Here is a 14,515-nt window from a genome sequence, read left to right as displayed (position 1 = left end):
GGGCCGTCATCGTCTTCAAAGAGACCGCAGTTAATCTCCCTTGTTCCAAACATCATGCGCAATGAGCGCGGCCTCTACCCGATTTCGCGCATGAAGCTTGGACAGTATTGCCGTCATGTAGTGCTTAACGGTCTTTTCCTGAAGGTCTAACTCGTCAGCTATTTCACGATTACTCAGTCCTTTGGCCACACGTCGAAGTATTTCCTCCTCACGATGCGTAAGGTCATCGAGAATGCTGCCGTTCTTGGAGGTGCGGCTGTCAGTGTTGATTTGGAGCAGTACACGCGAGGCTAAGCCCGGAGAGACGAACCCTTCACCTTCAGCGATGCTGTGCAAGGAAGCAGTCAATTCACTCGCGGTTACTCCCTTCACGATGTAGCCAATCGCACCCGCCTCCAAGGCGTCCGCGACATCGCTGCTGTTCTCTGAGACCGTCAAGATTGCAATGAAGGGCGGATTTGCCATCGCCGCAATTTCACGTGTCGCATTTATCCCTCCGCCGGGCATTGAGAGGTCAAGAATGGCTATGTCGGGCCGATGCGTACCAACTAGCGATACCGCCTCTTCAGCGTTGGATCCAGCTGCCAAAACTTCGAACCCATCAGCTTCATCCAATGTACGCTGCAAACCATCTCTGAAAATTGGATGATCATCCGCTATAACGACAGATGTTGTCATAATGCACTCATCTTTCTGGAATATAGTGCCATAGCAATGGTGGTGCCTTCGCCTGGTCTCGATGCGACCTCAAATCTGCCACCAATACTCTCGACCCGATCTCGCAAGCCCATAAGCCCCTGGCCACCATCGTCACGCAATGCGGATTCTTCTGACTTTCTAAATCCAGGTCCGTCGTCTTTGACCTTTACAACTATGCGGTCGTTCTGCACCTCAGAGGTAACAGTGCAGTTGGAACCTGGGGCATATCTCGCGGCATTGGAAAGCGTTTCTTGAAGGAACCGAAAAACGCACAGCTTGTCGGAAAATGACAACTCTGGCGCCTGGCTACCCAAGAATGAAATATCCGGTCGCAACGGGCTGTGTTCGGCGTGATCTTCTACGGCTCTCTTCACAACATCGGCGAGTGACAGGCTGTCGATATCTGGCGCGGACAGCCCTCGCGATATTGCACGAATTTCAGCCAGAGATTTTTGCAAAGACTGCTGAATTTCCTCTGCATCCTTAGGTCTTTCGGACCCTTTGGAAAACGCCGCCTCCAGTCTAAGGGCGGCGAGGGACAGGTATTGCGCAGGGCCATCATGTAGCTCAGCTCCCAGATTCTTGAGGAACCGATCTGTTTGCGCGGCATATCTTTCCGACGCCTCGACCACACGCGACCGCAGGAGAGCGTTCTGCTCAGCCATCCCCTCACTTTCTGTCAGGCGCTGTCTAAGAAGAGCCCCCTGTCGTCGAATAGTTTTGTCGCCAATTGCGACGATGGAATACAGAACAATAGTACTTGCCAGAAATGCGGAACCGACGACCCACCAACTTGTTCGCCTGGCCTTGGCTAAGTCTAACTCAAGCTGATCAGCTCTTTCGTAGAACTCCGCAACTGCGATGATTTCGCCGGACCAGAGTTCGCGGATGGGGCTGTAAACTTCAAGTAGTGGTATCCCCAATGCCGCCTCGGCGGCGCTCTCGGCATGATCAAGCTCTTCGAAAGAGCCGGAGATATCACCGCTCCACGCCCGCATTAAGTCATCCGTTGGATTGAAACGGTTTCCAATGATGTCTGTATCCGAAGCATGTGCTATCACTCCGCCTTGCTTCCAGAATTTGTAGGAGACGATGCGGTCACGCATTGGCTGGGTCATAAAAATCTCGTCCAGCGCTCGGCTCGCCTGCTCAGAAAGATGGTCGCCATGTGCCAATTCCTGGCTGAGCGGGGATACTACGCTTTCCATATATAACGCCGCAGAGTTGGCGGAGTTTTGCACGACTGCGTTCTGGATTCGATTTGACACCCAGACCCCGACGATTGCGGTAGCAGTACCCATCACGAAAATGCTGGCCGCAAGAAACACTCGCGACAACGACCATTTGCCAATCGTCAGGTCAGTTACTTTCGTTCTCATCGCGAAATCGACTATGAACTACAATCTGTTATCGCACCACAGACCTTGGTCTGACGTGATCTGGTTAAATCTCAGATCCTGAGCTTCCACCCAGTGGCTAGAGTCAGATATCATCCATCGTTCTCAGTCTTTGCAGCATCGGGCATTGAACGTTTCCGCTATCACAATTGGCCGTAAGCTCACTCAAGGCGTGCTCCAGGCGTGTGAGTTCATCAATCTTGGTTCGAACGCTGGTAATGTGAGCCTCGGCCAATTCTTTCACTGACCGGCAGTCTTCAGCACTTCCTTCTGACAGCTCCAAAAGCGCCTTTGCTTCAGACAAAGGAAACCCCAGGTCGCGGCATTTCTTCAAAAATCGAAGTCTTCCCACATCGCTTGCTGAATAGAGCCGACGATTGTTCAGAGCTCGTGCGGGTCTTGGTACGATACCTTCGCGTTCGTAATAGCGGATGGTTTCTATTCCGACCCCGGTTTGCCGGGAAGCCTCACCTATCGCAATCATGTGAAGTGCCTCCACTTGATCCTGTAGTTATTACAGGAGTTATACGCACTGAATGCCGGTGCCTCAACACAATCAGATCGAGTACCCAGGGAGCGAAAGATGAAGAAATATGTGATCCTCAGCTAAGCGGGTCGCAACTGCAGCATCCGAGAGAGATGATGACTGTCCGCATTGGCTCGTCCGCCAAAGTTTGCAAAGTCTGGTTTCTGCGTCTTCTGACGTTGTACTGCCGGGTTGCTGCTCGGCAGCGAATTGGAGCTATGTCCACAGAATGTGAGTTCGCTAGGGCCCCGAGTTCGCACTCGCGGCGAATGTCGGCAATGGCAGGCCGCGCTGCATTAATTTGAATGCCGCACAAATGGCAGCTCTGGGCAGACGTCTACTTGCGGAAAGCAAATAGTTGTTTCGTCAGGTTCGTTCATTGCTTAGCGTTCTCGAATTGATCGGTCATTCTTGTTTGGTCAGAACATCTAAATGTCGGATTAGAAGTCTTGGGATGGACGGCTAAATTCTACTGTGATCCTATGCTGTCGCAGTTCATGGGCATTCAATGCGATCAAAGTCGTATATTGTAGGTATTTTGGTAGCCATTGCCGCCAGCATTGGCCTTTATTTGGTTTCTTACCAATACTTCGTTTCGGAGGAGCTTTCGAAAGCTCAGGGCCGGCTCTCTCTCTACCAAAGCTCGGTGAACAGCGAACTCGAACGATTTTCCCACCTCACATATGTGCTGTCACAGGATTCCTTTGTAATTGGAACAGCCGAAGGACACGGCACCGGAGCTTTAAACCGACGCCTCGAGGATTTTGCGGAGCAGGCGGGGCTGGATGCGATCTACTTGATGGATAAAAACGGGATCACAATTTCCGCATCGAACTACCGCGACAATGGAAGCTTTGTTGGCCAGAACTACGCTTTCAGGCCGTATTTCCAAAGTGCCATTTCTGGTAAACAAGGCCGCTTCTATGCCATCGGAGCAACGACTGGTCTGCCAGGATACTTCATCGCCAACGCAGTACTTGACGACCGTGGAGCTTCGGCTGGTGTCATAGCGATAAAGATCGATTTCTCTGATCTTCAGGATAGTTGGAAAAACTCGGGCGAACAGGTTCTTTTGGCCAATGAAGACGGTGTCGTTCTGCTTTCTTCGAACTCGGATTGGCAATACCGCGCGTTGACGCCATTGTCGGAACCACAACGAGAGCGAATTCGAAACGCCCGGCAGTTTCTGGGGCAAGACTTGGATGCGTTGGATTGGGTTGAGTTACCGGGAGATCAGGCCAGAATTGCGGGGACGAAGCGCCTGCATCTTGCAGCTACGGACTTACCCCATGGCTGGTCGCTTCACTATTTTGCAAGTGACGATCAGGCCGTAGCGCGCAGTTGGCTTGTAACAGCAGTTTTTGTCCTTTTGGCAGGGCTCGCATTTATCTTCTTCCAGATACAACGCGCGAGACGCGTAGGTGCGGCCTTGGCGAGATCTGAAGAGGAAGAAGCAAAGCTGCGCGAGGCAAATGAACGGCTCGCCATCGAAATCGACGACCGCAAGACAGCCGAGCGGAGCCTCAAACGCACCCAAGGCGAGTTGGAGCGCGCAAGCCGACTGGCGGCTCTGGGGCAACTATCCGCGTTGGTCACGCATGAACTGGGCCAGCCCATCGCTGCGATGCGCAATCATCTGGTGGCAGCAGAGATCTCGACTTCCGGTGAGACCAAGCTGCCGCAAAAAATCGGAAGCCTGGTTGACAGGATGGAAGGGATCACGCGCCAATTGCGGTTCTTCGCACGGTCAGAGAGTGAAGCGTTCGCCGACGTAGACTTATGCACTTCGGTCAATGCCGCTTTGGCTCTGGTTGCACCAAACATCGAGCAGGGTGGGGTGAAAATCTCAGTTGATGCGCCGACCAGTCCGGTCTTTATCCGGGGCAGTGCCCTGCGGATCGAACAGGTCATCACCAATCTTTTGCGCAATGCCATAGATGCAACGGATGAAGCGGATGCGCCGGAAATCCATATCGCTATCATGGCTTCTGGTGATGAGGCAGTGTTGGAAATTCAGGACAACGGTCACGGGTTGGGCGAGGCAACGCTGGCTGAGTTGCAAGAGCCATTTGTAACCACAAAAGAAAGCGGGCGAGGCATGGGCTTAGGATTGGCGATTTCCACCAGCATTGTCAAAGATCACGATGGCACAATGACGGCCCGAAACCGTGATGGCGGCGGAACAATTTTTCGAGTCATATTCCCGATAGCCTCGATGACTGAAGAAACGGACGAATGACCCAGCAGCAACCCTTCAAAGTTCTGGTCATTGATGATGACAAATCGATGCGACACTCTCTTGTCGAGTTGCTCGAAGCCGCTGGCTGGATTGTTAGTGCCCTGTCGCGCGCGACCCAGGTGACAGAACATCTGGCCGGCACCTCGCCTGATGTCATTCTCTCCGATGTGCGTATGCCCGGTATGTCGGGACTTGAATTACTGGCCAGTCTGGACAGGCATGTGGCGCCTCCGGTGGTGTTGATTTCGGCACATGGTGACATCCCAATGGCGGTTCAGGCCATACAGGAAGGCGCGTACGGGTTTATCGAAAAGCCATATGAACCTCGGCGATTGTTGACTGTGCTGAGGCATGCGGCTGAACAAAACCGAATGCGCAAAAGCAATGCCCGCCTCAAAGACAGGCTGTTCAAACTTTCAGGCCTTGACCGCATCCTGCTGGGCCAAACAGACGCAATTGCAGACTTGCGACAAGAAGTACTTGATCTTGCCGATACATCGGTTGCGGTTTTGTTGCAGGGGGATACCGGGACCGGGAAAGAGCTTGTTGCCCATGCTTTACATGATTTGGGCCGCTCGCCGGAGGCACCGTTTCTGGCGCTGAATTGCGCCGCATTGTCGGCAGATACGTTTGAAGCAGAAATGTTCGGCGTCGCGGGTGAATCCGACGGAAGGCTTGTGGCGGCATCGGGCGGGACCTTGTTTCTGGATGAAATCTGCTCGTGCCCCCCAGCGGCGCAGGCCAAGCTATTAAGGGTCATCGAAGATCAGCAGGTCCTGCCGGTGGGGGCTGTGTCGCCGGTGCCGGTAAGTTTCAGGGTCGTGTCAGCAACCAACGAAGACGTTGTACTGGCCGCCGAGGAAGGCCGCCTTCGTCAGGACCTATTGTTTCGATTGAATACTGTCGTCCTGTCCTTACCTCCGCTACGACAAAGACGGGATGATCTGGTTCTGTTGGCAACGCATTTCTTGAACGAATACGCGCAGGTTTATGAGATAGACGCGCCAGAACTCGATCAGGACGATTTGGCCGCTCTGCTTGCACATGATTGGCCCGGCAATGTGCGTGAATTGCGCCATGTCTGCGAACGGCGCGTTTTGGCGGCCCGCCGCGGAGGAGGATCGGTAGCGCTGGCTATACACAGCGATCAGCACTTAGACGATGTGCCGGATACACTGCGCGAAGCGGTTGCTGCTTTTGAGCGCGAGCTGATCGGCAAAGCCATCAAGGCACATAAAGGCCGCATGGATGCCGCGGCCGAAGCGCTAGGGATTGGTCGCCGGACGCTCAACGAAAAGATTGTCAAACTCGGTCTCGATAAAGAGGCGCTGTTGTAAGCGAAACCACTCTGCGGATATCCGCAGGGGAACAGTAATTTCTCGCGCGTTTTCCTTCATAGGCAGGCTGCTGCGCATCCTGAATACTCCACCCAAGCGAATTGCGTGATCTGGGAGGAGCCACTATGCGCAAACATCTTAACCGGGCGGCCATTGCTGCCCTGTCACTGACCGTTGCATCCGAAGCGCTGGCTGTCGAATGGAACGTTTCCCTGTGGGGCAAGCGTCGTGCCTTTACCGAACACGTCGAGAAGCTTGCCGAACTGGTGAGCGAAAAGACGGGCGGTGAGTTCACACTCAACATCAGCTATGGCGGCCTGTCGAAGAACAAAGAAAACCTCGATGGGATTTCGATAGGTGCGTTTGAAATGGCCCAGTTCTGCGCTGGCTATCACCGCGACAAGAACCCTTCGATCACTGTATTGGAACTGCCGTTTCTGGGCGTGACATCCCTTGAACAGGAAGTCGATCTGTCGATGGCAGTTTATCAACACCCGGCCGTTGTTGAGGATCTGGCCCGCTGGGACGCGACTCTGCTGATGCCGTCGCCGCTGCCGCAGTACAACCTTGTTGGTGTCGGTGAAGCGCCGAATTCCCTAACCGACTTTGAAGGTCTGAGCGTGCGCGCGACGGGCGGCATCGGTAAAGCGATGGAGACGGTTGGGGCAGTTCCGACCTCGATGTCTGCATCCGAAGTGCGTCAGGCAATGGACAGTGGCATCGTTAAGGCTGTCAGCTTTGCGCCACATGCGCATATGTCCTTCGGCACCATTGAAAATGGTACGTGGTGGACGACGAACCTAAACCCCGGCACCGTCAACTGCCCTGTCGTGGTGAACACGCTGGCGCTGGAAGATTTATCTGATGAACATCGCGAAGCGCTGTTGGGATCGGTGGAAGAGGCACTGGATCACTATGTGAGCCACTACCAGACCAAAACGATGGAAGCGTGGGGCCCTGAGCTGGATCAACGCGGCATCGAACGGGTCACTTTCAGCGATGAAGAAATCGCAGCGTTCAAAGAAGCCGCTGCCGCCCCCGCGGCCGAGGCCTGGATTGCAGAAAACACCGAGCGTGGCCTGCCGGCACAAGAGCTCTATGACCTTGTGACTGGTAAGATCGCAAACGGCAGCTAATCCACTCACAACCCGGCGTCAGCCATGCTGGCGTCGGGTGCCTTTTCCCCTGACAGCGGAGCACAACGATGGCCGGGTCATCCCTGGTGCTGTCCGACGACAGCCGTCTCAGCATTCTCGATCAACGCCTCTACAAACTGGAAAGCTTTCTGGCTCTGATCAGCGGTCTTGCAGTTTTCTCGCTGATGGTCATGGCCGTAGTCTCCGTTGGTGGTCGGAATTTCGCCAATGCGCCACTTCCCGGTTATGTGGACTGGATCGAGCAGGCCATGCCTTTAATCGCCTTCATGGGGATTTCTTATGCGCAGCGTGATGGCGGCCACATACGAATGGACATGGTTGTTGGAGCGCTCAGAGGTCGGACGCTCTATATCGTTGAGTTCATTACAACCGCTGTCATTCTGGCGCTGATCGTCTTGCTGATCTGGGGGAGCTGGGCGCATTTCGCACGCAGCTTTGACTTTGGTGCTCCACTCTGGAGCCGCGACAGCTCCATCGACATAGGTATCCCGCTGTGGCCCGCAAAGCTGTTGGCCCCCGTTGCCTTTAGCGTGCTTTGCCTAAGGCTTGCTTTACAGCTCTGGGCCTACGGTCGCGCGATCCGGCACCCCGATCAGGCACCTATTGCCGTCCCGCTGATAGCTGACGCAGCCACTCAAGCTGCAATGGAAGCCGAGCACGTCTCGGGCCACGATAACTGAGGTTAAATCTGATGGAACCCATTGATATTGGTCTGACCGTCTCGGGTGGTATGCTTGTTCTTGTGGTGCTGGGGATGCGCGTGGCCTTCGCCGCCGCGACAGCTGGCATGGTTGGTCTGATCTGGATCTTCTGGGCCAAGTTTGGGTACGATCCGGCGCGGTTCGGCAAGGCTGTGACTGTGGCCGTCAAAACAGCGGGGCAGGTGCCGCATTCCAAGATTTCAAGCCAGGCTTTGAGCCTTATTCCGACTTTCATCCTGATCGGTTACCTCGCCTATTACGCGGGCCTGACCAAAGCACTGTTCGAAGCCGCAAAGCGTTGGCTGGCGTGGGTCCCCGGCGGTCTGGCGGTTTCGACCGTTTTCGCAACCGCTGGGTTTGCCGCGGTATCCGGGGCCTCGGTCGCCACTTCCGCTGTGTTCGCCCGTATCGCCATCCCTGAGATGCTGAAGATCGGCTACGACAAGCGTTTTGCTGCAGGTGTCGTCGCTGCAGGTGGTACGCTCGCCTCGCTCATCCCGCCTTCGGCCATTCTGGTCATCTACGCGATTATTGTCGAGCAGGACGTGGGAAAACTGCTGTTGGCAGGGTTCATCCCGGGCATGTTCTCGGCGGTAATTTATGGCTTGCTGATCATTGGCATGGCTGTCGTGATCAAAGGATTTGGTCCCGCAGTCACCGGGTTTACATGGAAAGAACGTTTCCTCTCCTTGCCGCCCGCATTGCCCATCGTGATTGTCGTCGTCACCATCATCTTCTTTGTCTACAACCCGTTCGGCGGCGATGCCTGGGGTACGCCAACCGAAGGCGGCGCAATTGGAGCATTCGTGGTGTTCCTGATGGCGCTGTATCAGGGCATGCGCTGGTCGGAACTCAAAGACGCGCTTTTGGAAACCGCCAAGCTGAGCGTCATGATTTTCACGATCATCTGGGGCGTTTTGGTTTACGTTCGTTTTCTTGGTTTCGCCGAACTGCCAAGTGCATTCTCCGACTGGATCACCTCGCTTGAGATGTCTCCGATGCTGATCCTGATCTGTATACTTCTGGCTTACGCTGTGCTGGGCATGTTCATGGATGCGATAGGTATGCTGCTGCTGACGTTACCGGTAGTTTACCCCGCCGTGATGGCGTTGAATGGTGGTGAAGCCGTAAGCGCAGCCGATAGCACTTTCGGTATGTCCGGGCCTATGTGTGCTATCTGGTTTGGCATTCTGGTTGTCAAAATGGCCGAGTTTTGCCTGATCACCCCACCTATTGGGCTGAATTGCTTTGTCGTGGCCGGCGTTCGTGATGACCTAAGCGTTCAGGATGTTTTTAAAGGTGTAACGCCTTTCTTTCTGGCGGATGCTGCAACAATCGCGATGCTCGTTGCCTTCCCCGCAATCGTTCTGTGGCTTCCCGGACAGGTTTGAATCACATGGGATGATTTTGGAGTGCAGTTTGCCGGTGCAGCTAAGACCTGCATCAACAGCGGTGCAGAAGAATACATGACACTTGTTCAATGGCCGGTTTGGGCCGAAATAACCGAGAAAAAGCTTTTGACTAGCCTTCAGCAGTCTCAATCTTCCAGGCGTCCAGTAACCTCGGAAGTGCAATCTCCCAATCCAAAACCCCGGTTTGGGCGGCCCATGATTGGTATTGACCTTTCAAATCTTCCTCAAGCTTGGAAGATGCACCAACCAGATTGTTCAACTCCGTACGATCCGCTTCCATATCGTATAGTTCCCAATCCTGCGAGAATCGACGCACCAATTTGAACTGCCCGAGTCGAATTGCTGCGTTTCCTTCATGTTCGAAGAAGATCGGTTGCTCGCGTTCCCAGTCTTTTCCGCGGAGCAAGGAAAGCAGGGATTCACCCTGCATAGGCTGAATTTCGTGCCCTCCAACCTCCTCTTGATATGTGCACCCTGTCGCCTCAAGGATGGTCGGCAGAATATCTACGACGTGACAGGCAGCATGGGTCGTGTCCCGGGCTTTTAACCCTTTGGGCCAATGCGCGACCAGTGGCGTTGATATCCCACCTTCGTGCACGTAATGCTTGAACAGCCGAAATGGTGCATTGGAAACGTTGGCCCAAGGTTTGTCATAGCTTTGATAGGTCAGTGCACTACCAGGCATAACGTCAGGGCGATTGCCCATATCGATCTTGCGACCGTCAGAGGTGGTATCTGGGAAGAACTTGCACCAACCATCTTCGGCCATGAACTCGGCACAACCGCCGTTGTCGGACAGAAACAAGATCAGCGTGTTGTCGAACCTGTCCATGCGTTTCAGCTCGGCGATCAGACGGCCAATGGACTGATCCATCCGGTCCACCATTGCGGCATAGGTCGCCATTTTCCGGGCTTCCCAGTCAGTGTTTTTCTCTGTAGTCCACGGGTGAACCTGGTCATCGCGCGGTGAAATGTCCCAGTTGGTCTGGAACAGCCCCATGGCATTCATCGTCTCGTGCCGCGCAGTGCGAGTGGCGTCCCACCCGGCATTGTAGACTCCGTCGTATCGGGCAATGTCTTCTTCATGCGCGTGAAGCGGCCAATGCGGGGCGGTGTGTGCCAAGTAGAGGAAAAACGGCTGATCATCGGACGTCTCTTCAATCATACCGATGGCTTTGTTGGTAATTGCGTCGGTGAAATAGAAATTGTCGGGGAATGTCTCGACCCGGCTATCGTCTTCCAACATGTAGTGAGGTGAAAAGAAATGCGTGACGCCATCGACGATGCCATAAAAGCGGTCAAACCCTCGTTGGCGCGGCGTCGGGTGTTCCAGATCGCCGACGCGCCAACTGTCGACCTCGCGAGCCATAAAATCCCCGGCCACATGCCACTTGCCGGACATCAGTGTTCGGTAGCCGTTGGCCCTAAGATGCTCTGCAATCGTGGCACTGTCATTGCGCAAGAACCCTTGATAAGCGGGCGTGCCAAGATTTGCCCCCATGTGACCAACGCCTGCATTGTGAGGATACAACCCCGTCAGTAACGACGCGCGGGTCGGGCAACATCTGGCGCAATTGTACATGGCCGACAACATGGTGCCATCCCGAGCGAGCGCATCAATGTTGGGTGTCTTGATTTCAGAACCCGTCACGCCGAGATCCGCAAATCCCAAATCATCGGCGAGGATCAAAATGACGTTTGGCCGTTCGTTAACTTCTGGCATCGTTTGATCTCCGGCATTGCCTTTAGAAGCTTAGGACTGCCCAATGGCAATAACAACAATCTGTAAACACTTGCGCAGAAAGCGTCCGCATGAGGGATCGCTCCTTAGTTGATGCAGATGCAAAACGGCTTTAGATTTCCCTCTCACAGAAAATGACCGCAAAGCGGGCTGTCACCGCAGCATTCTACCGAGGTGCCGATGGTCCGATATGGGACGGTGAGTGCCGGGCGACGGTTTCCCGCAGCAGCCCGATGCTGCGTCGCACCCGAAATCCGGAAAGAGCCCATTTTTTCAGGTGCTGCGCGGTGCATGATTGGCCGGTTTGCGAAAGTCGTCAAAGCGCTCATTAGGATGCAGCTGGTGCATAGCTTCCGTCTTCTCGGTGCACTTCGCGCCCGCTGAGCGGTGGATTGAATACGCAGACAAGCCGCAGATCTGCACCTGTAGCGCGAACTAAGTGTCGGTCGTGTTGATCCAATGCATAGAGGGTAAATGGTTCAAGAGTATACCAAGTTTCATCTTCTGACGCCCGGATCTGACCCTTGCCCTCGATACAATAACACGCCTCCAAATGGTGGGTGTATTCCAGCTCAAGCTCTGCGCCTTCTTTGATGACCGTGTCTGTTAACGAGAACCCCATGCCATCTGACGCGAGCAGCAGTCTTCTGCTATTCCATCCCGGCCCGGAAACGTCACGTCCTGTATCAAGGATTTCATTGAGTGATTTGACAATCATATTTCATCGCCTCCTTGCTACCTTACCGCGCGGTTCATCCCGCCGTCCGACAATATACTCTGGCCGTTGATGTACCGAGCCCCCTCGCTGGCGAGAAACACGCAAACGTGTCCAATTTCTTCGAATGTGGCTGTTCGCTGAGCTGGGATTTCCCGACGGGCCTGTTCGGATAGGTTCACGTTCTCGCAGAAGCCGGGGAGCAGATTGTTCATGCGTATGTTATATCGAGCATATCGATCGCCGTAGAGTTTTGAGAAACTGTGTAACGCGCCGCGCAGCATGCTCATTGGGTAAGGGGCGCGGGGCTCAATTGTGTTCATGGACGAGATATTTACGAAGGCACCTCCACCCTGTTCCATCAGGATGGGCGTTACCTTACGAGCAATCTTGACGACGTTAAGCACGTACATGTCCAGACTTTCGTGCCACAGCGCGTCGCTAAGCTCTAAAAGAGGCCCATCAAAGTCGGGGTCGAATCCTACTGTCTTGATGGCTTCGGGCACTGTTCCACCGTGACCCATGTTGCTGACAATTGCATCAATCCGCCCGTATTTGCTCATGGTGTCATCGATCATCGCCTGCAGATCATCGACGTCCAGTACAGAGCCGCGACGGCCAATGCCCCCAAGCTCCTGCGCCAGTTCAACAGACCGGTTGGACGGGGACATCAGCGAAACTTTGTAGCCTGCCTTTGCCATCTCAATGGCACAGCCCCGTCCGATGCCTTGTCCCGTGCCTGTCATCACCGCGACTTTGACTTCGGGCATAGTGTTTCCTTTCTTGTGGTACAAAGGGTATGAGGTTTTTGGGAATTAAGTCAGTGTAACTCTTTAAATTTGCAGCCGCCTATCGAGATTTTGGCGCGTTGCTGTTAGATTTTCTCACATGGCGGAAAACCTCAGACACCTTCGTGCCCTTCAGGCATTTGACGAAACCGCAACCCACTCTAGCCTGACTAAGGCAGCGGATGTGCTGAACGTCACACACGGTGCGATCAGTCGGCAGATCAAGCTGTTGGAATTGCACCTTGGCGTGCCACTCTTTCATCGCCGACCGAATGGCGTTGAACTGACCCAAGCCGGGGAACGTCTGCACCACTCAACGCGTGGGGCATTTTCGGCACTACAGTTGGGTGTATCGGAAGTGAGGCGCTTACATCGCCGCCAATCGATTACGGTGTCTTTGTCCACGTCGCTGGCGCTCAAATGGCTTGTGCCTTTATTGAGTTCGTTTCAACAGGACCATCCCGGTATCGCATTGCTGCTGGACACAAATGACGCCTTTGCGGATTTTGATACATCCGAGGTCGATGTCGCCTTACGGTTCGGGGAACCTGCTTGGGACGGGCTCTATCATAAGCAAATAAGACAAGAGGAATTGATTGTCGTGGCCGCGCCGTCCCTTGTTGAGAAAGCACGGCGACCAATGCGCGCCGAGGACGTGGCCGATCTCCCCTTATTGCACGATGCCTACAATGTCGGGTGGGAAAGCTGGGCAGCGCAAGTCGGCTTAAATGGTGATCGGATCAACGCTCAGAGCGTCAAGTACGTGGACAGCGCTGTCTTGTTGGAGGCTGCAATTGACGGGCAAGGCGTGGCATTAGCAAGGCATCTTTTGGCGGAGAGGGATTTGAAACTTGGACGGTTGGTCCGCCTAGATGAAAGCCGTGTGCCGCTGGATCGTGGGCTCTATTTCGTTTGCCGACCCGGAGATCAAGAGCGGGTCACAGTGAGAATATTCAAGAAGTGGCTCATGTCGATTTGAGCTCCGATTCCGGTCGAAGCCCCGGGAAGCGGTCGTTGGTCAACGCTCTGCATATGTCGGCTTCGGTCCCGCTGACCGGACGCATGCAGGTGCAGAGTTCAAATGGTTCAGCTAAGGCAGTTTGGGGCTCTCCGGTCATTCGGGATCTCATAAATAAGCGGCTTTGCCGACCGCTGCTGACTGCCCCATATCAGCGCCATGACTACCTGACCCAACCGAATCCCCTTCGACCTCCACAAAGAACTTGAAGCCCGCCCAACAACGGACTGGGAAATAGCTCTGCGCGTCTGGGCAAAGGCCCACGGGCTGAAGCTCAAGATCCTGTGGTACCCACAGCTACAGCGCTCGATCGACGGCCTTCAACCGCGCCAGTACGCCGCCGAGCTGCAAGACTACTGGATGGCAATCAAGGAATGGTTGGAACGCAAGGACGTGCCAGCGACGGAGAAATTTCCCACTTGGCCGGAACCGGATTCGGTGCGGTATTAGGTTCGCTTGGGTTCAAATGACCATGACGCACTTCTTTTCAACGTGCGGATTGGGCGAAAAGTAAGGTATTTCAGCGGGTTGAATGGTGGGTGATGAGAGATTTGAACTCCTGACATCTTCGATGTGAAAAAAGATGCCCCCCACCAAGATATTGATGTTTCGCCAAAAGCGCACTTTTTATTGGGGACGTTCGCCAAGAATTCCGGATTTGTCCAACGTGTTCCAATTCACAGTATAAAAGCGCACTTCATTTATTGGGGACTACTTGATGCTGCGAATTGCCGCAGAAATACGGCGTTGGCATGAAAGAGATCTGGGAGATCGACCCGGCCAAG

General features: G+C 54.3%; 12 protein-coding genes. 6 read left to right on the top strand and 6 right to left on the bottom strand.

Annotated elements, in window-relative coordinates; genetic code table 11:
- Positions 1-30 precede the first annotated feature (30 nt).
- From AC2TEL_RS05895 to AC2TEL_RS05885, 3 genes are all read right to left on the bottom strand, one after another.
- On the bottom strand, positions 31-678 hold the full coding sequence (locus tag AC2TEL_RS05895) for a response regulator (RefSeq protein ID WP_480902552.1): 648 nt from the start codon (positions 676-678) through the stop codon (positions 31-33).
- The gene (locus AC2TEL_RS05890) at positions 675-2,078 is read right to left on the bottom strand and encodes a sensor histidine kinase (RefSeq protein ID WP_480902550.1); all 1,404 of its coding nucleotides are present in this window, start codon (positions 2,076-2,078) and stop codon (positions 675-677) included. The genes AC2TEL_RS05895 and AC2TEL_RS05890 overlap by 4 nt, the downstream gene beginning before the upstream one ends.
- Before the next feature lie 103 nt (positions 2,079-2,181).
- Positions 2,182-2,580 carry a MerR family transcriptional regulator gene (locus tag AC2TEL_RS05885; RefSeq protein WP_480902546.1) on the bottom strand — a complete coding sequence of 133 codons (399 nt, stop codon included), beginning with the start codon at positions 2,578-2,580 and terminating at the stop codon, positions 2,182-2,184.
- A gap of 550 nt (positions 2,581-3,130) precedes the next feature.
- Between AC2TEL_RS05885 and AC2TEL_RS05880 the strand changes: the two genes are divergently transcribed.
- From AC2TEL_RS05880 to AC2TEL_RS05860, 5 genes are all read left to right on the top strand, one after another.
- Complete coding sequence (locus AC2TEL_RS05880) at positions 3,131-4,861, top strand: sensor histidine kinase (RefSeq protein ID WP_480902543.1); 1,731 nt, start codon at positions 3,131-3,133, stop codon at positions 4,859-4,861.
- Complete coding sequence (locus tag AC2TEL_RS05875) at positions 4,858-6,198, top strand: sigma-54-dependent transcriptional regulator (protein WP_480902541.1); 1,341 nt, start codon at positions 4,858-4,860, stop codon at positions 6,196-6,198. Before AC2TEL_RS05880 ends, AC2TEL_RS05875 begins: the two co-directional genes overlap by 4 nt.
- Positions 6,199-6,323: 125 nt before the next feature.
- A complete protein-coding gene (gene dctP, locus AC2TEL_RS05870; protein WP_480902539.1) occupies positions 6,324-7,334 on the top strand; it encodes a TRAP transporter substrate-binding protein DctP in 1,011 nt (336 codons plus the stop codon).
- Between the two features lie 68 nt (positions 7,335-7,402).
- The gene (locus AC2TEL_RS05865) at positions 7,403-8,035 is read left to right on the top strand and encodes a TRAP transporter small permease subunit (RefSeq protein WP_480902537.1); all 633 of its coding nucleotides are present in this window, start codon (positions 7,403-7,405) and stop codon (positions 8,033-8,035) included.
- Positions 8,036-8,046: 11 nt separating this feature from the next.
- Positions 8,047-9,447 carry a TRAP transporter large permease gene (locus AC2TEL_RS05860; RefSeq protein WP_480902534.1) on the top strand — a complete coding sequence of 467 codons (1,401 nt, stop codon included), beginning with the start codon at positions 8,047-8,049 and terminating at the stop codon, positions 9,445-9,447.
- 130 nt (positions 9,448-9,577) lie between these two features.
- On the opposite strand, the gene AC2TEL_RS05855 is transcribed toward AC2TEL_RS05860, so the two are convergent.
- The 3 genes from AC2TEL_RS05855 to AC2TEL_RS05845 form a co-directional block, all read right to left on the bottom strand.
- Positions 9,578-11,191 (bottom strand): arylsulfatase, encoded by a 1,614-nt coding sequence (locus AC2TEL_RS05855; RefSeq protein ID WP_480902532.1) that lies wholly within the window; start codon positions 11,189-11,191, stop codon positions 9,578-9,580.
- A 346-nt stretch (positions 11,192-11,537) separates the two neighbouring features.
- Positions 11,538-11,927 (bottom strand): ectoine synthase, encoded by a 390-nt coding sequence (locus AC2TEL_RS05850; RefSeq protein ID WP_480844623.1) that lies wholly within the window; start codon positions 11,925-11,927, stop codon positions 11,538-11,540.
- Between the two features lie 17 nt (positions 11,928-11,944).
- Positions 11,945-12,694, bottom strand: a complete 750-nt coding sequence (locus AC2TEL_RS05845) for an SDR family oxidoreductase (RefSeq protein ID WP_480902530.1) — start codon at positions 12,692-12,694, stop codon at positions 11,945-11,947.
- A 118-nt stretch (positions 12,695-12,812) separates the two neighbouring features.
- Here AC2TEL_RS05845 and AC2TEL_RS05840 point away from each other — a divergent pair, with 118 nt between their 5' ends.
- Entirely contained in the window at positions 12,813-13,691 is an 879-nt protein-coding gene (locus tag AC2TEL_RS05840) for a LysR substrate-binding domain-containing protein (protein ID WP_480844625.1), read from the top strand.
- The last annotated feature ends 824 nt before the right edge of the window (positions 13,692-14,515 follow it).

The sequence above is a fragment of the Ruegeria sp. HKCCD9138 genome (genome assembly GCF_057220975.1).
The sequence above is the reverse complement of the archived record's forward strand: the minus strand, read 5'-3'. Positions and strand labels throughout refer to the sequence as shown.

Coding starts and splice junctions, on each gene's coding strand:
- AC2TEL_RS05840 (WP_480844625.1), top strand. CDS start 12,813: ATGGCGGAAAACCTCAGACACCTTCGTGCCCTTCAGGCATTTGACGAA.
- AC2TEL_RS05880 (WP_480902543.1), top strand. CDS start 3,131: ATGCGATCAAAGTCGTATATTGTAGGTATTTTGGTAGCCATTGCCGCC.
- AC2TEL_RS05895 (WP_480902552.1), bottom strand. CDS start 678: ATGACAACATCTGTCGTTATAGCGGATGATCATCCAATTTTCAGAGAT.
- AC2TEL_RS05855 (WP_480902532.1), bottom strand. CDS start 11,191: ATGCCAGAAGTTAACGAACGGCCAAACGTCATTTTGATCCTCGCCGAT.
- AC2TEL_RS05875 (WP_480902541.1), top strand. CDS start 4,858: ATGACCCAGCAGCAACCCTTCAAAGTTCTGGTCATTGATGATGACAAA.
- AC2TEL_RS05860 (WP_480902534.1), top strand. CDS start 8,047: ATGGAACCCATTGATATTGGTCTGACCGTCTCGGGTGGTATGCTTGTT.
- AC2TEL_RS05865 (WP_480902537.1), top strand. CDS start 7,403: ATGGCCGGGTCATCCCTGGTGCTGTCCGACGACAGCCGTCTCAGCATT.
- AC2TEL_RS05845 (WP_480902530.1), bottom strand. CDS start 12,694: ATGCCCGAAGTCAAAGTCGCGGTGATGACAGGCACGGGACAAGGCATC.
- AC2TEL_RS05850 (WP_480844623.1), bottom strand. CDS start 11,927: ATGATTGTCAAATCACTCAATGAAATCCTTGATACAGGACGTGACGTT.
- dctP (WP_480902539.1), top strand. CDS start 6,324: ATGCGCAAACATCTTAACCGGGCGGCCATTGCTGCCCTGTCACTGACC.
- AC2TEL_RS05885 (WP_480902546.1), bottom strand. CDS start 2,580: ATGATTGCGATAGGTGAGGCTTCCCGGCAAACCGGGGTCGGAATAGAA.
- AC2TEL_RS05890 (WP_480902550.1), bottom strand. CDS start 2,078: ATGAGAACGAAAGTAACTGACCTGACGATTGGCAAATGGTCGTTGTCG.